This window comes from gamma proteobacterium symbiont of Axiagastus rosmarus, from assembly GCF_059730925.1.
Genome location: NZ_AP035925.1, coordinates 999226 through 1018145, shown reverse-complemented (window position 1 = coordinate 1018145; position 18920 = coordinate 999226). Strand labels below are relative to the sequence as shown.

Here is an 18920-nt window from a genome sequence, read left to right as displayed (position 1 = left end):
GTTTATCGTTGTTGGTTCTGCGCCGCTTGTTGCGCATTACGTTTGTTTTGGTCTGGCACCAGACGATAGAAAGTCTCGCCAGGCCTGATCATGCCCAGCTCGCTGCGTGCGCGTTCCTCAATCGCCTCTGAACCGCCATTGAGATCGTCAATTTCGGCAAACAGCTGATCGTTACGCGCTTTGAGTTTGGCGTTATTCGCCTGTTGTGACGCCACGTCTTCGCTGACGCGCGTGTAATCATGGATACCGTTCTTGCCCAGCCACAGGGAGTATTGCAACCATCCCAGCAGCACGAGCAGCAGTAACGTCAGTTTTCCCATCCCCGCCCCCTGAAAAACGGCTCAATCATCCCATAACTTGACGCCGGACTCCACTGCGGCAGCGAAAATGGCGCGCAAGCAGATTTGTCTGGACAAATAATGACGGGGAAAGCGCCGGACGGCAGGTAAAGTTTTGTAACCTGCCGATGCGTTTGCACATCAGCGCCGGATTACCAGCCGGAGAGAAAGGAGAACAGCAGCCAGAACAGGCACACCACCACCAGGGCGGTGATCAGGCCGCTCCACCACAGCCGGCCACGCAGCATCAGGCTGAGCACGATGCCAATCAGCACCGAAACCGGCAGCAGCGCAAGGAAAAAAGGCCAGGTGTAGAGAAAGAAAAACAGCGTGTTAGAGCCGTACAGCAGAAACGGGATGCCCAGCGCACACCAGTACGAGAGAAAGCCGATCACGCCGCCCGGCAACGATGAGCGTGGCTCATCCGGGGTGCGTTCATCTTTGCGTGCCAGCATGGGGGTAACGTTCTGCATAGAGATCCTGTTGACGCTAAAGCGCGGCAAACCGTGAGATTTGCCGCTGTCGGTTCAGGATCTGATGATATCGTGGTGGCGCAGCAGGTCTAACAATTGGCCGGTCAGTTTTGTAACCAATTGTTCACCATCCAGCTGGATTTCCGGCGCGTCTGGCGCCTCGTAAACGCTGTCGATACCGGTGAAGTTACGCAGCTCGCCGGCACGGGCTTTTTTATACAAGCCTTTCGGATCGCGCGCTTCGCACACCGCCAGCGGCGTATCGACGAACACCTCGATAAACTGTCCGTCACCGAGCAGATCGCGCACCATCTGGCGCTCGGCACGGTGCGGCGAGATGAACGCCGTCAGCACCACCAGTCCGGCATCCACCATCAGTTTCGCCACTTCACCCACGCGCCGGATATTCTCTTTGCGGTCTTCATCGCTGAAACCGAGATCGCGGCACAGGCCGTGACGCACATTGTCGCCGTCCAGCAGATAGGTGCTGACGCCCAGCCGGTGCAGTGACTGCTCCAGTACACCGGCCACGGTAGATTTACCCGAGCCAGAGAGCCCGGTAAACCACAGCACCACGCCACGATGGCCGTGCTGCTGTTCGCGTTCAGCGCGCGTGACCGGATGGTCATGCCACACCACGTTTTCGTCATGCTGCGCCATTACTGACCGCCCAGCAGGTCGCGTGCGTTCCAGTGCGGGAAGTGACGGCGCACCAGCGCGTTCAGCTCCAGCTCGAAATCACTGTACTGGCCAGCCTGACTGCGCGCGGCGCTCAGCGGCTGATGGATCATGCCGGCACCGACGGTCACGTTGCTCAGGCGATCGATAAAGATCATGCCGCCGGTCACCGGGTTCTGCTGGTAAGCATCCAGCACCATCGGTTCATCAAACGTCACTTCTACCAGACCGATGCCGTTGAGCGGCAGGCTGTCGACCGCGCGTTTTTCCAGCGTATTGATCTCCACCTGATGGAGAATCTTTTCGACGCGGCCACGCGCTTTCTTACCGGCAATTTTCACTTCATAGCTTTGCCCCGGCTGCAGCGGCTGTTCCGCCATCCACACCACGTCGACGGTCGCAGACTGCACCGCCTGCAAATCGGCTGCGGCATCCACCAGCAGATCGCCACGGCTGATGTCGATCTCATCGTTCAGCACCAGGGTAATCGCCTCACCGGCGGCCGCCTGCTGCAGGTCGCCGTCAAAGGTGACGATACGCGCAACGCTGGATTCCACGCCGGACGGCAGCACTTTCACCCGCTGGCCGACGCTGACCGTACCTGACGCCAGCGTACCGGCATAGCCACGGAAGTCGAGGTTCGGCCGGTTAACATACTGCACCGGGAAGCGCATCGGCTGCGTGTCGACCACGCGCTTCAGCTCTACCGTCTCCAGCACGTCGAGCAGCGTCGGGCCGCTGTACCATGGCATGGTTACGCTCGGGGTGGCGACGTTATCGCCTTCCAGCGCCGACATCGGCACAAAGCGGATATCAAGATCGTCCGGCAGCTGCGCGGCAAAATCGAGGTAATCCTGTTTGATCTGCTCGAAGGTCTCCTGGCTGTATGCCACCAGATCCATCTTGTTGATCGCCACCACCAGATGTTTGATGCCCAGCAGCGTGGCGATAAAGCTGTGGCGACGGGTCTGATCCAGCACGCCTTTGCGCGCATCGATCAGCAGGATCGCCAGATCGCAGGTTGAGGCACCGGTCGCCATGTTGCGGGTGTACTGCTCGTGCCCCGGCGTGTCGGCGATGATGAATTTGCGCTTCTCGGTGGAGAAATAGCGATAGGCCACATCGATAGTGATGCCCTGCTCGCGCTCGGCCTGCAGGCCATCAACCAGCAGCGCCAGATCGAGTTTCTCGCCCTGGGTGCCGTGGCGTTTGCTGTCATTGTGCAGCGACGACAGCTGATCTTCATAAATCTGGCGCGTATCGTGCAGCAGACGGCCAATCAGCGTACTTTTGCCGTCGTCGACGCTGCCGCAGGTGAGGAAACGCAGCAGGCTTTTGTGTTGTTGCGCGGTCAGCCAGGCTTCAACGCCGCCCTGCTCGGCAATCTGTTGGGCAATAACGGTATTCATCGGCGTCTCCTTAGAAATAACCCTGACGTTTTTTCAGTTCCATCGAACCGGCCTGGTCGCGGTCAATCACGCGCCCCTGACGTTCACTGGTGGTGGAGACCAGCATCTCTTCAATGATTTCCGGCAGCGTCTGCGCCTCGGATTCCACCGCGCCGGTCAGCGGCCAGCAGCCGAGGGTACGGAAGCGCACCATACGCTGCTTAATCACTTCTCCCGGCTGCAGGTTGATACGATCGTCATCAATCATCATCAGCATGCCGTCGCGCTCCAGTACCGGGCGCGGTGCAGCCATGTACAGCGGCACGATTTCGATGTTTTCCAGGAAGATGTACTGCCAGATATCCAGCTCGGTCCAGTTGGAGAGCGGGAACACGCGAATGCTTTCGCCTTTGTTGATCTGGCCATTGTAGTTGTGCCACAGCTCCGGACGCTGGTTCTTCGGATCCCAGCGGTGGAAACGATCGCGGAACGAATAGATACGCTCTTTGGCGCGCGACTTCTCTTCGTCACGACGTGCACCACCGAACGCCGCATCAAAACCGTATTTGTTCAGCGCCTGCTTCAGGCCCTCGGTTTTCATGATGTCGGTATGTTTGGCGCTGCCGTGCACGAACGGGTTAATACCCATCGCCACGCCTTCCGGGTTACGGTGCACCAGCAGCTCTGCGCCCATCGCTTTTACGGTGCGATCGCGGAACTCGTACATTTCACGGAATTTCCAGCCGGTATCAACGTGCAGCAGCGGAAACGGCAGCGTGCCCGGATAGAAGGCTTTGCGCGCCAGATGCAGCATCACCGAGGAGTCTTTACCGATGGAGTACATCATCACCGGATTGCTGAACTCGGCCGCCACCTCGCGGATGATATGGATACTCTCTGCCTCCAGCTGGCGCAGATGAGTGAGACGATTTTGGTCCATAATTTTTCCTCAAGCCAAATTGACAACGGCGGACTCGCGAGCCCCCTGCTGTGCCGAATGTTGGAACCAGGCAAGTTGCCCGTGCAGATTCACCACTTCGCCAATCACTAATAGCGCTGGCGTCGGCGCGGCAGCTGCCAGCGCCTCGAGTTGTGCTAAGGTGCCGGTCAGCACCTGTTGATCCTGGCGCGTGCCGCGACCAATCACCGCCACTGGCGTTGACGGCGCGCGGCCGTGTTCGATCAGCCCGGCGGCAATTTCCGCCGCTTTCACCGTGCCCATGTAAATTGCCAGCGTCTGACGCGCGCGCGCCAGCGACGGCCAGTCGATACCGTCGCCGTCGGCGCGGCAGTGACCGGTAATAAACAGCACGCTCTGGGCATAATCGCGGTGGGTTAACGGAATACCGGCATACGCGGTAGCACCCGCGGCCGCGGTGATGCCCGGCACCACCTGGAACGGAATGCCCGCCGCCTGCGCCGCCTGCAGCTCTTCGCCGCCGCGGCCAAAAATAAACGGATCGCCGCCTTTCAGGCGCACCACGCGCTTGCCCTGCTGCGCCAGCGTCACCAGCAGCTGATTGGTCTCTTCCTGCGGCACCGAATGGGCGCCGGCGCGTTTGCCGACGCAGATACGATCGGCATCGCGTCTTACCAGCTCCAGCACCTCGTCGCTGACCAGATGGTCATACAGCACCACATCGGCCAGCTGCATCACCTGCAGCCCGCGCAGCGTCAGCAGACCACTGTCGCCCGGGCCGGCACCGACCAGCGTGATTTCACCCTGATTATCGGAGGTGTTTTCCAGTTCGCGATCGAGCGTGCGGCGCGCCTCGTTGACGTTACCCGCCGCCATCTGGCTGGCAAACAGGCCATTAAAAGCCCGCTCCCAGAAGCGACGACGGTCAGACATTTTGTGGTAGCGCTGTTTGACTTTGTCGCGCCACTGACCGGCCACTTCGGCCATCTGCCCGAGATTGGCGGGCAGCAGCGCTTCGATTTTTTCACGCAGCAGACGCGCCAGCACCGGCGCGGTGCCGCTGGAGGAGATCGCCACCACCAGCGGTGAGCGGTCAACAATCGACGGGAAGATAAAGCTGCATTTCGGCTGGTCGTCGACCACATTCACCAGCTTGTGGCGCGCATTGGCGGCATCAAACACCTGCGCGTTGAGGGCGTTATCGTCGGTGGCGGTAATCACGAGGAAAACATCGTCCAGCTGCGCCGCGTCGAAGTGCTGAGCAATCCACTCGATGGCGTTAATGTCGCGCAGCGCCTGCAGTTCATGGCCGAGCTCGCGCGCGGCCACCCGCACGTGCGCACCGGCACGCCGCAGCAGCTCAATTTTACGCGCAGCGATTTCGCCACCGCCGACCACCAGCACCGGACGGTTTTTGAGATCGGCAAAGAGAGGCAAGTAATCCACGTTAACCTTGTTAGTTTTACAATAAGTTAACGCGACTATACGTCCCCGCCTTCTGGCAGATGAAATTACGAATTAGCATGAGTAGTTACCAAATGGAATAACGCACCGGGATTGCTGATAACAATTTGTGCTTAACAAATGATATTGCTGGTGTTTCGGAGCGATACAAATTGTGCAGGCGGCGTCACAGTTTCATACTAACTCAGAATTTTTTTACCCTGACGGGATGTCAGAAAAGGACAACCACTATGTTTGCCACTCTCCGCCGCAGCGTGCTGGCAGCACTGATTGCCGGCGGTTTGCCTCTTTTGGCGCAGGCTGCAGCGAGCGCACCTGGCCACTTTGCCGAACAGCAGCTGCGCCACATTGCCACCTATTTCCCGGGTCGCATGAGCGGCAGCCCCGCCGAGCTGATGACGGCAGATTATCTGCAGCAGCAGTTCACCCAGCTTGGTTATCAGAGCAATACCCGGCAGTTTAATACCAGTTATAACTGGCTGGAGAAACAGGGCATCACGCGCCGCCATAAAGTGACGGCGACCTCGGTGATCGCCGCACGCGCCGGCAGCGTGCCGCAGGAGATTCTGATCGTCACCCATCTGGATACCTGGACACCGCTCAGCCAGCACGAGGCAGACAATAATCTCGGCGGCCTGCGATTGCAGGGCGTGGACGATAACGCTTCCGGGCTGGGCGTGATGCTGGAGCTGGCGCAGGCGCTGAGTCAAACGCCGCTGCACTATGGCGTGCGCTTTGTGGCACTGAGCGCAGGCGAAGCCGGTTTACACGGTATGGATGATTATCTGGCGCGCATGAGCGTGCAGGAGAAGAAAGATACGCTGCTGGTGATCGATCTGAATAGCCTGATCGTTGGCGATCGCCTCTACTTTAATAACGGCATGAATACGCCAGCGGCGGTACGCAAGCAGACCAGCGCGCGCGCCCTGCAGATTGCGCACCGTTACGGCATCACGGCTGCCAGCCACGTGCTGACCGCACGCGACTACCCAGGCGTTAATCCGTTTGATAAAGCCGGGATTCCGCTGCTGGACGTTACCGCAGCCAACTGGGCGCTGGGCAATAAAGCCGGTGAGCAGCAGCGCGCCCGTTCACCGCATTTTCCGGAGGGTACGGTGCGCCACCAGACCGGGCGCGATAATCTGAATTACATCGACCACTGGCTGCCGGGGCGCATCCATCAGCGCACGCGCGACAGCGTACGTATTTTGCAGCCGCTGCTGACGGAGCTGGCTAATCCGACGTTGTAAGATCCTGCCGATTTTTGCGGGTGCGCACTGCTGCACACCCGCAGCACACCCGCAGCAATTGCGCCCGTCAGCCTTCGTGTAACCCGCACTCGCGTTTGAGGCCGAAAAAGCGCGTCTCTTCCTCAGCCATCCCCGGCTCCCACTTGCGCGTGGTGTGCGTGTCGCCCACGGACAGATAACCTTCGTCCCACAGCGGATGGTACTTCAGCCCATGCTGCTTCAGATACTGGTGCACCTGACGGTTATCCCAGTCGATGATCGGCAGGATTTTGAACACGCCACGCTGCACGGCCAGTACCGGCAGGCTGGCACGGCTGCCAGACTGATCGCGGCGCAGGCCGGCAAACCAGGTCTGCGCACCCAGCGTTTGCAGCGCGCGGTTCATCGGCTCGACTTTGTTAAGCTGGTTGTACTGCTCGATCCCTTCAACGCCCTGCTCCCACAGCTTGCCGTAGCGCGCTTCCTGCCACGCCGGTGAGGTTTCAGCGCGGAAGATCTGCAGATTCAGGTTCAGCTGCTGCGTCAGTTCATCAATGAAGCGGTAGGTCTCAGGGAACAGATAACCGGTATCGGTGAGGATCACCGGAATATCCGGGCGCTGCTGCGTGACCATGTGCAACAGCACCGCCGCCTGAATACCAAAACTCGACGACAGCACAAAGGCGCCCGGCAGCTGCTCCAGCGCCCAGCTGACGCGCTGTTCGGCAGAGAGTTTTTCCAGCTGGACGTTGCTTTCCGCCAGCGCCATGATGCGATCAACTTTGCTGCCGCTGTTCAGGCTGGCGAGATCGGGTAGTGTCATACTGCCTCCGGGTCCCAGAAATCACGGGCGGGATCGACCACCGGCTGCACAATGCCCGCGCGAATCACGAAGTCACCAAACCCTTCATCCGCCGTGCGCTCGCTGGCCCAGCGCGCCACCAGCTCATCGATGCTGGCGAGGATTTCGTTTTCCGTGATGTTTTCGCGGTACATGCGCGGGATGCGCGTGCCGATGCGATTACCACCAATATGCAGGTTGTAACGGCCCGGTGCTTTGCCCACCAGGCCCAGTTCGGCCAGCATGGCACGCCCGCAACCGTTCGGACAACCGGTAACGCGTAACACTATGTGCTCTTCGCCGACGCCGTGGCGGTGCATGATCTCCTCCACTTTGCTGACGAAAGACGGCAGGAAGCGTTCTGCTTCAGCCATCGCCAGCGGACAGGTCGGGAAGGCCACGCAGGCCATGGAGTTTTCACGCTGCGGCGTGACCGCTTCCATCAGGCCGTGCTCACGCGCAATGGCTTCGATCTGCGCTTTCTGCGCCTCCGGTACGCCGGCCACAATCAGGTTCTGATTGGCGGTCAGGCGGAAATCGCCCTGATGCACTTTGGCAATCTCCGCGATACCGCGCTTCAGCGGACGGCCCGGATAATCCAGCAGGCGACCGTTTTCGATAAACAGCGTCAGGTGCCATTTCTTGTCGATGCCCTTCACCCAGCCGATGCGATCGCCACGGGTGGTAAATTCGTATGGGCGAATCGGCTCGAAGGTCAGGCCGGCACGCTTCTCGACTTCGGCTTTAAAGGTCTCGACGCCGACGCGCTCCAGCGTGTATTTGGTTTTGGCATTTTTACGATCGGTACGGTTACCCCAGTCGCGCTGCGTGGTGACCACCGCTGCAGCCACATCAAGGATCTTCTCCACCGGCAGATAGCCAAACTCGCTGGCGGTGCGCGCGTAAGTGGCTTTGTTGCCGTGCTCAATCGACAAGCCGCCGCCGACCAGCAGGTTAAAGCCAATCAGCTTGCCGTTCTCCGCAATGGCGATGAAGTTCAGATCGTTCGCGTGCAGATCGACATCATTGTGCGGCGGCACCACCACGGTGGTTTTAAACTTACGTGGCAAATAGGTCTCACCGAGGATCGGCTCCTGATCGGTGGTGGCGACCTTCTCCTGATCCCACCAGATCTCGGCGTAGGCGCGCGTCTGCGGCAGCAGGTGCTCGGAAAGCTTTTTCGCCCACTCATACGCTTCCTGATGCAGCTCTGACTCCACCGGGTTCGAGGTACACAGCACGTTACGGTTGACGTCGTTAGCGGTGGCCAGCGCGTCCAGTCCGACTTCATGCAGCATCTGGTGAGTTGGCTTGACGTTCTTCTTAAGAATGCCGTGAAACTGGAACGTCTGACGGTTAGTCAGGCGAATGCTGCCGTACAGCGTTTTGTCGGTGGCAAATTTATCAATCGCCAGCCACTGCGTTGGCGTGATGATGCCGCCCGGCAGACGGCAGCGCAGCATCATGGCATGACGCGGTTCCAGCTTCTGCGCAGCGCGCTCGGCGCGGATGTCGCGGTCATCCTGCTGGTACATGCCGTGAAAACGGATCAGCAGGAAGTTATCGCCGGTAAAGCCGCCGGTCAGGCCATTGTCGAGATCTTCTAAAATGGTGCCGCGCAGGTAGTTGCTCTGCTTTTTCAGACGCTCGGCGTCGGAAAGTTTGCCTTCAACCACCAGCGGTCCAGGATGTTTTTCGCTCATTAGTAAACGTCTCGCTGATAACGGCGCTCAATGCGCAGCTCACTTAAAAATTCGTCAGCGGTTTCACGATCCATGCCGCCGTGTTCGACCACCACATCCAGTAATGCCTGTTCAACGTCTTTCGCCATGCGATTGGCGTCGCCGCAGACGTACAGGTGCGCGCCCTCTTCAATCCAGCGCCACACTTCCGCTCCTCTGGCGCGGATTTTATCCTGTACGTAAATCTTTTCGGCCTGATCGCGTGACCACGCCAGATCGATATGGGTCAGCAGACCGTCTTTAACGTATTTCTGCCACTCTACCTGATAGAGGAAATCTTCGGTGAAGTGCGGATTACCAAAGAACAGCCAGTTTTTACCGCTGGCACCGTCGTTTTCACGCTGCTGCATGAAGGCGCGGAACGGAGCAATACCGGTGCCCGGGCCGATCATGATCACCGGCGCATCCGGATTGGCCGGCAGGCGGAAATTATCGTTATGCTCGATGAACACGCGGATTTCGCCATCTTCTTCCAGCCGATCGGCTAGCCAGGTGGACGCGCCGCCGCCGCGCTGACGGCCGTCAATTTCATAACGCACCGCGCCGACGGTAATATGCACTTCGGTTTCGCTCTCCGCCTGCGACGAGGCGATGGAGTAAAGCCGCGGCGTCAGCGGACGCAGCAGGCCAGTCAGCTGGCCAGCGTTCAGTTCGGTGGGCGCCTGGCGCACCATGTCGACAATCGGGAAACTCTGCGCGAAGCTTTGCAGCTTCGGCTTGTCGCCCGCCAGCGCCAGCAGCGCCTCATTGCGCGACAGGGCTGCATACTGCTCGACGATCTGCGGCGTGTTGACCGTCAGCTCAAAATGTTTCTGCAGCGCCTCGGCCAGCGGCAGGGTTTCTCCGCGCACCTCGACCTGCTCATCGCCTTTCAGCCATACCAGCTGCAGCAGCTCCTGCACCAGTTCCGCATCGTTTTCATACCATACGCCGAGCGCATCGCCTGGCTGGTAACGCAGACCGGAATCACCCAGATCGATTTCGATATGGCGCACGTCTTTATCTGAGTTGCGACCGGTAATTTTCTGGTTCAGCGCAAAGCTGGCGGTGAGCGGCGCTTCTTTGGTGTAAGGACTGCTGTCCACCTGGTTGACGCTGCCAGCCGCGCTGGCTGCCAGCTGCGCTGCCGGTTCCGCCGGCACGCGCGCTTTGAGAATATCGGTGAGCTGCAGCCGCCAGGCGCTGGCCAGCTCGCTGTATTCAACATCGGCATCCACGCGATCCAGCAGGCGTTCGCCGCCCAGTTCGGCCAGACGCTGGTCGAAGTCTTTACCGGCCTGACTGAAAAATTCATAGGAGGTATCGCCAAGACCAAACACGGCAAAGGCGGTATCGCTCAGCTTCGGCGCTTTCTTCGACAGCAGGAATTTATGCAGCGCTACCGCCTCTTCCGGCGGTTCGCCCTCGCCCTGCGTTGAGGTCACGATGACCAGCAGTTTTTCCTGACCGATCTGTTTGAATTTATAGTCGCCGGCATTCACCAGGTTGACGCTCAGTTTCGCCGCCAGCAAATCGTCACGCAGCTGCTCGGCCAGCCGGCGCGCATTGCCGGTTTGGGAGGCGGAGATCAGCGTAATGCCCGGCACCTCAGCGGCGACTGGCGCAGGCGCGGCAACGGTGCCCGGTGCCTGATTAACCATGCCCCAGAAGTAGCCAGAGAGCCATGCCAGCTGCGTTGGATTGAAATCGGTGGTCGCGGCCTGTAAGCGCGCAATTTGCTCCGGGGATAGCGGAAGCATCGCTGGGGGTGCCTGAGTCGTCATCGCGTTAAAAATTCCAGTGTCAGAAATCCGTACCGGGAAGCGGCGGAAGAGTGGGTAGGTTACCGGCCTGTATATTAACGATTAAATAAGGCTTCGACATAATAAATAACCAAAATGACTAAGTGGTTTTTTGGGTCAGGCTAACCAGTAAAAGTGGTAAATAAAGTCTTACTAATTCAATCAGTTAATTTATGGCATAAGCGGCAGATCAGCAGAAATGCCCTTTTCAGCGCTGGCGGGTGCGAAAAATCTGCTTTTCAGGTAGACTTCAGCGGTTTTTACGTCTGAGAGCCATTATGTCTACCACGCTGTTTAAAGAGTTCCAGTTTGAAGCGGCCCACCGCTTACCTCACGTGCCGGAAGGGCATAAATGCGGTCGTCTGCACGGCCATTCATTTCTGGTGCGACTGGAAATTACCGGTGAAGTGGATGCGCATACCGGTTGGGTAATGGATTTTGCCGAACTAAAGGCGGCGTTCAGGCCGATCTACGATCGCCTCGATCACCATTATCTCAACGATATTCCCGGTCTGGAGAACCCGACCAGCGAAGTGCTGGCGAAATGGATCTGGGATGAGATGAAGCCGATTCTGCCTGAGCTGAGTGCAGTGATGATCAAAGAGACCTGCACCGCAGGCTGCGTCTATCGCGGCTGACAGTCGCGGTAAAGGTCAGAAGGTCGCCATCAATGGCGACCCTACGGTGCAGTGCGGATTTTTACTGGGTGCGCATTAATGCGCATCGGCTACCATTGGCCAGGTCGCCATCAATGGCGACCCTACGGTGTAATGAGTTTTACAGGGTGCGCATTGATGCGCACCAGCCACAATTGCGTTGATTTTGCCGGGTGCGCATCGGGTGAATCAGGCGATATTCAGGTATTTGTGCGTCTGCATCGAAAGCCGCCAGTTGCGGGCAATGCAGGTTTCGATACACAGTCTGGTCGCCGCCTCGCCACGGCTGATGGGCTGCAGCGCCACAATGCGTTTTTTCTCATCCTGCAGGCCAGCCAGCAGCGCATCCAGCGCTTCCACATCCCGCTCGCGCGCCACCGGATGTTTAATCTCATCGGCACGCTGCAGCGCCTGCGGCAGCACATCGTAGCCACCCCGCATGTTCACCTTCGGCGACACCGTCACCCAGGTGGCAGCGGAACAGTGCACTTCATGCGTGCCGCTGGTTTCAATCTGACACTGAAAACCGGCCGCTTCCAGCGCTTCGGTCAGTGGACGTAAGTCAAAAATTGCCGGCTCACCGCCGGTGATTACCACATGGCGGGCGGTCCAGCCCTGACGCTGAATGCTCTCAATCAGCGTGGCCGCATCGGCGCTGCCCCAGGCATCGCTCTCCACGGTTTTGACCAGAATGTCCCCCAGCGACGTCTCCCGATCCGCCCGCGTTTCCCAGGTATGTTTGGTATCACACCAGCTACAGCCCACCGGACATCCTTGTAAGCGGATAAAGATGGCCGGCACGCCGGTGTAAAAACCTTCGCCCTGCAGCGTCTGGAACATTTCGTTAATCGGGTAGAACATTTTTTACTCACGTCAGAAATTCGAGGCGCAGATTATGGCAGATTTTGTGCGTCGCTTCACAGCTGCTTCGTGCCATAAAAAGCAAAAGCCCCGCACGAGGCGGGGCTTGATGTCAGGCGATGTGGCCGTTTAGCCACATCCGCAGGCGATTACGCCTGGCCTTTAACTTCTTTCAGACCGTTGAACGGCGCTTTGTCACCCAGCGCTTCTTCGATACGAATCAGCTGGTTGTACTTAGCAACGCGGTCAGAACGGCTCATAGAACCGGTTTTGATCTGGCCAGCGGCAGTACCGACCGCCAGGTCAGCGATGGTCGCATCTTCAGTTTCGCCAGAGCGGTGAGAGATGACCGCGGTGTAGCCAGCGTCTTTCGCCATCTTGATCGCAGCCAGGGTTTCGGTCAGAGAACCGATCTGGTTGAATTTGATCAGGATAGAGTTAGCGATGCCTTTCTCGATGCCTTCTTTCAGGATTTTGGTGTTGGTCACGAACAGGTCGTCGCCCACCAGCTGAATTTTGTCGCCCAGCACTTTGGTCTGGTAAGCGAAGCCATTCCAGTCAGACTCATCCAGACCGTCTTCGATAGAAACGATTGGGTACTGTTTGGTCAGGTCTTCCAGGAAGTGGGTGAACTCTTCAGAAGTGAAGGCTTTGTTGCCTTCGCCAGCCAGCACATATTTGCCGTCTTTGTAGAATTCAGATGCTGCGCAGTCCATCGCCAGGGTGATGTCTTTGCCCAGCTCGTAGCCTGCTGCTTTAACAGCTTCGGCGATAACGGCCAGCGCTTCGGCGTTTGAACCCAGGTTTGGCGCGTAGCCACCTTCGTCACCCACCGCAGTGTTCATGCCTTTGGCTTTCAGGACTTTAGCCAGGTGATGGAACACTTCAGAACCCATACGGATGGCTTCTTTCACGGTTTTCGCGCCAACCGGCTGAATCATGAACTCCTGGATATCAACGTTGTTATCCGCGTGCTCACCACCGTTGATGATGTTCATCATTGGCAGTGGCATAGAGTATTTGCCCGGGGTGCCGTTCAGTTCTGCAATGTGTGCGTACAGTGGCAGACCTTTAGAGGCTGCTGCTGCTTTCGCCGCTGCCAGGGAAACCGCCAGAATGGCGTTTGCACCGAAGTTGGATTTGTTGTCAGTACCGTCCAGCTCGATCATGATCTTATCGATGTTCGCCTGGTCTTTGGCATCTTTGCCTTTTACCGCGTCAGCGATTGGGCCGTTAACCGCAGCAACCGCTTTGGTTACGCCTTTGCCCAGGAAACGAGACTTATCACCGTCACGCAGCTCCAGTGCTTCGCGTGAACCGGTTGATGCACCTGATGGCGCAGCAGCCAGACCAACGAAACCGCCTTCCAGATGCACTTCTGCTTCTACAGTCGGGTTGCCACGGGAGTCGATGATTTCGCGACCGATGACTTTAACGATTTTGGACATTCGATTTTCCTCAGTACAAGTTAGTCAATCCTAAGACAAACAACGCGCGAAAAGTTCGCGCGCTGTTCGTTAAACTCTTACTTCGCTAAACGCTTCTGGTGCTCCTGCGCGGCTTTCACAAAGCCAGCGAACAGCGGATGACCATCACGCGGGGTCGACGTGAATTCCGGGTGGAACTGGCAGGCTACAAACCATGGATGATTCGGGATCTCAATGATCTCCACCAGTTGATCGTCGCCGGAACGGCCTGCAATGTGCAGACCCGCCGCTTCAATCTGCTTCAGCAGCAGATTGTTTACTTCGTAACGGTGGCGGTGACGCTCAGTAATGACGTCAGAGCCGTACAGCTGGCGCACTTTGCTTTCCGGCGTCAGCTGGCACTGCTGGCTTCCCAGACGCATGGTGCCGCCCAGATCGCTCTGCTCGGTACGCTGTTCAACGTTACCGTTTTCATCGCGCCATTCGGTGATTAACGCAACCACCGGGTACTTACAGTCTGGCACAAATTCAGTGGAGTTGGCGCCTTCCATCCCGGCCACATTGCGCGCGAATTCCATCAGCGCAATCTGCATGCCAAGGCAAATGCCGAGGTACGGAATGTTGTTTTCACGCGCGTATTGCGCGGTCAGCAATTTTCCTTCCACACCGCGGTAACCGAAGCCACCAGGAATCAGGATAGCATCAAGATCTTTCAGAATTTCGACGCCGCGCGTTTCCACATCCTGCGAATCGATCAGCTTGATGTTAACGGTGACGCGATTTTTCAGGCCGCCGTGCTTCAGCGCTTCAATCACGGATTTGTAGGCATCCGGCAGTTCGACATATTTGCCGACCATACCGATGGTGACTTCGCCGCCCGGATTGGCTTCTTCGTAAATCACCTGCTCCCACTCGGCCAGATTGGCTTCCGGCGCGCTCAGGTTGAAACGCTTGCAGATGTAATCATCCAGACCCTGCGATTTCAGCAGGCCCGGGATCTTGTAGATCGAATCAACGTCTTTCAGCGAGATAACCGCTTTTTCCGGCACGTTACAGAACAGGGCGATCTTCGCGCGCTCGTTAGCGGGCACCGCGCGGTCTGAACGGCAAATCAGCACGTCAGGCTGAATACCAATCGACAGCAGCTCTTTAACCGAGTGCTGGGTTGGCTTGGTTTTCACTTCACCCGCCGCCGCCATGTAAGGCACCAGCGTCAGGTGCATATACATGGTGTGTTCACGGCCAACATCGACCGCCATCTGGCGAATCGCTTCCAGGAACGGCAGGGATTCGATATCACCCACGGTTCCGCCGATTTCCACCAGCACGACGTCATGACCTTCGCCACCTTCAATGATGCGCTCTTTGATGGCGTTGGTGATGTGTGGGATAACCTGAATGGTCGCGCCCAGATAGTCGCCGCGACGCTCTTTGCGCAGCACTTCTGAGTAGATACGGCCGGTAGTAAAGTTGTTGCGGCGCGACATTTTGGTACGGATGAAGCGCTCGTAGTGACCTAAATCCAGATCGGTCTCGGCCCCGTCATCGGTGACGAACACTTCACCATGCTGCGTAGGGCTCATGGTACCCGGATCGACGTTGATATACGGATCGAGTTTCATGATGGTCACATTCAGACCACGTGCTTCAAGGATGGCTGCGAGGGAGGCTGCGGCAATGCCTTTGCCCAGAGAGGAAACGACCCCGCCGGTCACAAAAATATAATTCGTTGTCATGCTGAACCTGAGAGTTTAGGTTTAAAGACGGTGGAATAACCAGGACGGGAAAACAGTATACCCGAAGTCGTCCGCAGCCACAATTGATGAATCACACCATCCTCCTCGCATTACAGCCTGTAACATAGCGGAGAGTGCCGGGTGAAATGTTGACGTACGTCACAAAGTTGCCGACTGGCTGAATCGAGTAAGCTCAGGCGGTGATTTTATGCGCAGTGCTGGAATAATCACCTGCGCTGCGCGGTGAGGCTTAACAAGGTTATTCGCCGGCTTTGACCTGCTGCCAGGCGGCTTCCATCTGCGCCAGCGTGGCCTGTTCCATGCTCAGCCCCTGGGCCTGAATAATATTCTCTACCTGACGGAAGCGGCGCTCGAACTTGTCGTTGGCCTTCTGCAATGCGGTTTCCGCTTTGCTGCCGAGATGGCGTGACAGATTGACGGTAGCGAACAGCAGATCGCCAATCTCCTCTTCCAGCTTGTCGCTGTCCACCACGGCCTGCTGGGCTTCATGCATCACTTCGTCGATCTCTTCATGCACTTTATCCAGCACCGGCCCGAGGCTGTCCCAGTCGAAGCCTACGCTGTGACAGCGCTTCTGGATTTTATAGGCGCGCATCAGCGCCGGCAGCGCTTTAGGGATATCGTCCAGCACCGAGTGCTGCGACTTCTCCGCACGCTCGCGCTGCTTGATCGCCTCCCAGTTTTTCAGCACCTCGGCCGTGGAATCGACCTGGACTTCGCCGAAGATGTGCGGATGGCGACGCTCCAGTTTGTCACTGATGGCGTTACAGATGTCATCGAAGTTGAAACGCTGCTGCTCCTCGGCCATGCGGGCGTAGAACACCACCTGAAACAGCAGATCGCCCAGTTCGCCGCGCAGATCGTCAAAGTCTTCGCGCTGGATGGCGTCGATAACTTCATAGGTCTCTTCCAGCGTATACGGCGCGATAGAGGCAAAGGTCTGCTGGCGATCCCACGAGCAGCCGCGCACCGGATCGCGCAGGGTTTGCATGATGGTGAGCAGGCGGTTTAAAGCAGTCATGAAAGTCCCCGGAACAACAAGATAAAAAGCCGCCATTAATGGCGACCCTGCAGGGTAATTACGCGGTTTTGCCTGGGTGCGCATTGCTGCGCACCGGTCTCAGCAGGGCTTAATGTAAGCGGCGCGCATCGATAATATCCGGCACCTGATTAAGGCGCGCCAGCACGCGACCCAGCACCTGCTGGTTATAAATCTCGATATCCATATCGATGGTGGCGAGCTGCTTTTTGGTGTCGCTGCGGCTGGACACGCCCAGCACGTTGACCTTTTCATTGGCCAGAATGGTGGTGATGTCGCGCAGCAGCCCGCTGCGATCGTTGGCCGTCACGCGTACCACCAGCGAATAACCGCTGGAGTAACTTTCGCCCCACACCGCATCGACAATCCGTTCCGGCGCATGCGAAATCAGTTCGCTGAGCTGATCGCAGTCGGCGCGGTGAATCGAAATGCCGCGCCCCTGGGTAATAAACCCGACAATATCATCGCCCGGAATCGGCTGGCAGCAGCGCGCAATGTGGTGCAGCAGATTGCCGACGCCCTCCACCACCACGCGGCCACTCTCTTTGCGCGCCGACGACGGCTGATGCGATTTTTGCGTCAGCTGACGCAGCGCCTCGCGATCTTCCTCTTCAGCGCTCGGCTTGTTGAGCTTCGCCTGCAGGAAGTTAACCATCTGGTTAAGACGGATATCCCCGCCGCCAATCATCGCCAGCAGCTCATCCTGCGAGCTGACGTTATAACGCGGCAGCAGCAGCTTCTCGGCTTCGCGCATGCTGATATCCAGCTGGCCCAGCTCGCTATCGAGAATCTGCCGGCCGGCCGCGATATTTTTGTCGCGATCCTGTTTACGGAACCAGGCATGAATTTTCGAGCGCCCGCGGCTGGTGGTGATATAGCCGAGGTTGGGGTTCAGCCAGTCGCGGCTCGGGTTCGGCTGCTTCTGGGTGATCACCTCAATCTGATCGCCCATCTGCAGCTGATAGGTAAAGGGCACGATACGGCCGCCGATTTTGGCACCGATGCAGCGATGACCAATATCACTGTGAATGTGGTAGGCAAAGTCGAGCGGCGTGGAACCGGCCGGCAAATCGACCACGTCGCCCTTCGGGGTAAACACGTACACGCGATCATCAAATACCTGGCTGCGCACCTCTTCCAGCATCTCGCCGGAATCCGCCATCTCTTCCTGCCAGGTAATCAGTTTACGCAGCCAGGCGATGCGCTCTTCGTGCCCTGCGGCACCGCGCGCGTTGCTGGCCGTCGGTCCTTCTTTGTACTTCCAGTGTGCCGCGACGCCCAGTTCAGCGTCCTCGTGCATCTGGCGGGTACGGATCTGAATCTCGACCGTTTTGCCCTGCGGTCCCAGCACCACGGTATGAATCGACTGATAGCCGTTTGGCTTGGGATTGGCGACGTAATCGTCGAATTCGCTAGGCAGATGACGATACAGCGTGTGGACGGTACCGAGCGCGCCGTAGCAATCCTGCAGACGTTCAGCGACGATGCGCACTGCGCGCACGTCGAACAGCTCATCAAACGCCAGCGACTTCTTCTGCATTTTGCGCCAGATGCTGTAGATATGCTTGGGACGGCCGTAAACTTCCGCACGCACGCCCTCTTTTTGCATCTCTTTACGCAGGTTATCGACGAAGTTATCAATGTATTGTTCACGATCGATGCGGCGTTCGTGCAGCAGTTTGGCGATGCGTTTGTATTCGTCAGGATGCAGGTAGCGGAAGCAGTAATCTTCCAGCTCCCATTTGAGCTGGCCGATACCAAGACGGTTGGCCAGCGGCGCATAAATGTTGGTGCTCTCTTTCGCCGCCAGCACGCGCTCATCTTCCGGCGCATCTTTCATCTCGCGCAGATGGGCAATACGTTCTGCCAGCTTGATGACCACGCAGCGGAAATCTTCCACCATCGCCAGCAGCATGCGGCGCACGTTATCCACCTGCTCCGAGGCCATCGAGTCGTTGTGAATGGCTTTCAGCTGACGGATGGCATCCATATCGCGCACGCCGTGCACCAGCGAGACGATGCTTTTGCCAAAGGCCTTTTCCAGATCCTCTTCGCTCACCACGCCCGCATTGGCCAGCGGGAACAGCAGCGCGGCGCGCAGACTGTCGATGTCCATACTGAGCATGGTGAGAATTTCCACCATCTCAATACCGCGCCACAGCAGCAGAGCCTGATCTGGATGGTCGTGCGTTTCGGCTTCACAGTAGCGCCATGTTTCCGCCAGTCGTTCGCAGGATTGCGGATTACTGATACTCAAGCTGGCGATCCACTGGTCAAGGGCAAATTCCCCGGCCGTATTTAAATGCGCACTTCTAACCGCAACCATA

Annotated in this window: 16 protein-coding genes; 2 read left to right on the top strand and 14 right to left on the bottom strand. The window is 57.9% G+C overall.

Going from position 1 to position 18920, the window contains the following annotated elements:
• Nucleotides 1-2: 2 nt before the first annotated feature.
• The 6 genes from ftsB to cysG all read right to left on the bottom strand — a co-directional run bounded on the left by ftsB (nt 3) and on the right by cysG (nt 5242).
• Complete coding sequence (gene ftsB, locus AC6I8F_RS04615) at nt 3-320, bottom strand: cell division protein FtsB (RefSeq protein WP_021507350.1); 318 nt, start codon at nt 318-320, stop codon at nt 3-5.
• A gap of 170 nt (nt 321-490) precedes the next feature.
• Nucleotides 491-811 carry a DUF3561 family protein gene (locus tag AC6I8F_RS04610; protein WP_021507351.1) on the bottom strand — a complete coding sequence of 107 codons (321 nt, stop codon included), beginning with the start codon at nt 809-811 and terminating at the stop codon, nt 491-493.
• A gap of 54 nt (nt 812-865) precedes the next feature.
• Complete coding sequence (gene cysC, locus AC6I8F_RS04605; RefSeq protein WP_104189662.1) at nt 866-1471, bottom strand: adenylyl-sulfate kinase; 606 nt, start codon at nt 1469-1471, stop codon at nt 866-868.
• A complete protein-coding gene (gene cysN / locus AC6I8F_RS04600) occupies nt 1471-2898 on the bottom strand; it encodes a sulfate adenylyltransferase subunit CysN (protein WP_058775992.1) in 1428 nt (475 codons plus the stop codon). Before cysN ends, cysC begins: the two co-directional genes overlap by 1 nt.
• Nucleotides 2899-2908: 10 nt before the next feature.
• The gene (cysD, locus tag AC6I8F_RS04595; RefSeq protein ID WP_498028576.1) at nt 2909-3817 is read right to left on the bottom strand and encodes a sulfate adenylyltransferase subunit CysD; all 909 of its coding nucleotides are present in this window, start codon (nt 3815-3817) and stop codon (nt 2909-2911) included.
• Between the two features lie 9 nt (nt 3818-3826).
• Nucleotides 3827-5242 carry a siroheme synthase CysG gene (gene cysG, locus AC6I8F_RS04590; RefSeq protein ID WP_498028575.1) on the bottom strand — a complete coding sequence of 472 codons (1416 nt, stop codon included), beginning with the start codon at nt 5240-5242 and terminating at the stop codon, nt 3827-3829.
• A gap of 248 nt (nt 5243-5490) precedes the next feature.
• Between cysG and AC6I8F_RS04585 the strand changes: the two genes are divergently transcribed.
• Nucleotides 5491-6510 carry an aminopeptidase gene (locus AC6I8F_RS04585; protein ID WP_058780265.1) on the top strand — a complete coding sequence of 340 codons (1020 nt, stop codon included), beginning with the start codon at nt 5491-5493 and terminating at the stop codon, nt 6508-6510.
• A gap of 67 nt (nt 6511-6577) precedes the next feature.
• Here the strand turns inward: AC6I8F_RS04585 and AC6I8F_RS04580 are convergent, their stop codons facing one another.
• Genes AC6I8F_RS04580 through cysJ form a run of 3 tightly spaced genes read right to left on the bottom strand, consistent with a single transcriptional unit; the run spans nt 6578 to nt 10835 of the window.
• A complete protein-coding gene (locus AC6I8F_RS04580; protein ID WP_058759741.1) occupies nt 6578-7312 on the bottom strand; it encodes a phosphoadenylyl-sulfate reductase in 735 nt (244 codons plus the stop codon).
• A complete protein-coding gene (cysI, locus tag AC6I8F_RS04575) occupies nt 7309-9033 on the bottom strand; it encodes an assimilatory sulfite reductase (NADPH) hemoprotein subunit (RefSeq protein ID WP_021507358.1) in 1725 nt (574 codons plus the stop codon). Before cysI ends, AC6I8F_RS04580 begins: the two co-directional genes overlap by 4 nt.
• Nucleotides 9033-10835: an NADPH-dependent assimilatory sulfite reductase flavoprotein subunit gene (cysJ, locus tag AC6I8F_RS04570; protein ID WP_059010908.1), complete on the bottom strand. Its 1803-nt coding sequence runs from the start codon at nt 10833-10835 to the stop codon at nt 9033-9035. Before cysJ ends, cysI begins: the two co-directional genes overlap by 1 nt.
• A 293-nt stretch (nt 10836-11128) precedes the next feature.
• Between cysJ and queD the strand changes: the two genes are divergently transcribed.
• Entirely contained in the window at nt 11129-11491 is a 363-nt protein-coding gene (gene queD, locus AC6I8F_RS04565; RefSeq protein WP_176428100.1) for a 6-carboxytetrahydropterin synthase QueD, read from the top strand.
• Nucleotides 11492-11698: 207 nt separating this feature from the next.
• Here queD and queE read toward each other — a convergent pair whose 3' ends face one another.
• The 5 genes from queE to relA all read right to left on the bottom strand — a co-directional run bounded on the left by queE (nt 11699) and on the right by relA (nt 18919).
• Nucleotides 11699-12370 (bottom strand): 7-carboxy-7-deazaguanine synthase QueE, encoded by a 672-nt coding sequence (queE, locus tag AC6I8F_RS04560; protein WP_021507361.1) that lies wholly within the window; start codon nt 12368-12370, stop codon nt 11699-11701.
• 149 nt (nt 12371-12519) lie between these two features.
• On the bottom strand, nt 12520-13818 hold the full coding sequence (gene eno, locus AC6I8F_RS04555; RefSeq protein WP_021507362.1) for a phosphopyruvate hydratase: 1299 nt from the start codon (nt 13816-13818) through the stop codon (nt 12520-12522).
• Between the two features lie 77 nt (nt 13819-13895).
• Nucleotides 13896-15533, bottom strand: coding sequence for a glutamine hydrolyzing CTP synthase (pyrG, locus tag AC6I8F_RS04550; RefSeq protein ID WP_021507363.1), 1638 nt, complete (start codon nt 15531-15533; stop codon nt 13896-13898).
• A gap of 259 nt (nt 15534-15792) precedes the next feature.
• On the bottom strand, nt 15793-16575 hold the full coding sequence (mazG, locus tag AC6I8F_RS04545; RefSeq protein ID WP_394515923.1) for a nucleoside triphosphate pyrophosphohydrolase: 783 nt from the start codon (nt 16573-16575) through the stop codon (nt 15793-15795).
• A gap of 109 nt (nt 16576-16684) precedes the next feature.
• Nucleotides 16685-18919: a GTP diphosphokinase gene (relA, locus tag AC6I8F_RS04540; protein WP_021507365.1), complete on the bottom strand. Its 2235-nt coding sequence runs from the start codon at nt 18917-18919 to the stop codon at nt 16685-16687.
• Between the last annotated feature and the right edge of the window lies 1 nt (nt 18920).

What these genes read in the sequence shown, in the direction of transcription:
- eno (WP_021507362.1), bottom strand. Translation starts at nt 13,818, where the DNA reads ATGTCCAAAATCGTTAAAGTCATCGGTCGCGAAATCATCGACTCCCGT.
- AC6I8F_RS04580 (WP_058759741.1), bottom strand. Translation starts at nt 7,312, where the DNA reads ATGACACTACCCGATCTCGCCAGCCTGAACAGCGGCAGCAAAGTTGAT.
- pyrG (WP_021507363.1), bottom strand. Translation starts at nt 15,533, where the DNA reads ATGACAACGAATTATATTTTTGTGACCGGCGGGGTCGTTTCCTCTCTG.
- cysD (WP_498028576.1), bottom strand. Translation starts at nt 3,817, where the DNA reads ATGGACCAAAATCGTCTCACTCATCTGCGCCAGCTGGAGGCAGAGAGT.
- cysC (WP_104189662.1), bottom strand. Translation starts at nt 1,471, where the DNA reads ATGGCGCAGCATGACGAAAACGTGGTGTGGCATGACCATCCGGTCACG.
- cysN (WP_058775992.1), bottom strand. Translation starts at nt 2,898, where the DNA reads ATGAATACCGTTATTGCCCAACAGATTGCCGAGCAGGGCGGCGTTGAA.
- AC6I8F_RS04610 (WP_021507351.1), bottom strand. Translation starts at nt 811, where the DNA reads ATGCAGAACGTTACCCCCATGCTGGCACGCAAAGATGAACGCACCCCG.
- AC6I8F_RS04585 (WP_058780265.1), top strand. Translation starts at nt 5,491, where the DNA reads ATGTTTGCCACTCTCCGCCGCAGCGTGCTGGCAGCACTGATTGCCGGC.
- relA (WP_021507365.1), bottom strand. Translation starts at nt 18,919, where the DNA reads ATGGTTGCGGTTAGAAGTGCGCATTTAAATACGGCCGGGGAATTTGCC.
- mazG (WP_394515923.1), bottom strand. Translation starts at nt 16,575, where the DNA reads ATGACTGCTTTAAACCGCCTGCTCACCATCATGCAAACCCTGCGCGAT.
- ftsB (WP_021507350.1), bottom strand. Translation starts at nt 320, where the DNA reads ATGGGAAAACTGACGTTACTGCTGCTCGTGCTGCTGGGATGGTTGCAA.
- queE (WP_021507361.1), bottom strand. Translation starts at nt 12,370, where the DNA reads ATGTTCTACCCGATTAACGAAATGTTCCAGACGCTGCAGGGCGAAGGT.
- cysI (WP_021507358.1), bottom strand. Translation starts at nt 9,033, where the DNA reads ATGAGCGAAAAACATCCTGGACCGCTGGTGGTTGAAGGCAAACTTTCC.
- cysJ (WP_059010908.1), bottom strand. Translation starts at nt 10,835, where the DNA reads ATGACGACTCAGGCACCCCCAGCGATGCTTCCGCTATCCCCGGAGCAA.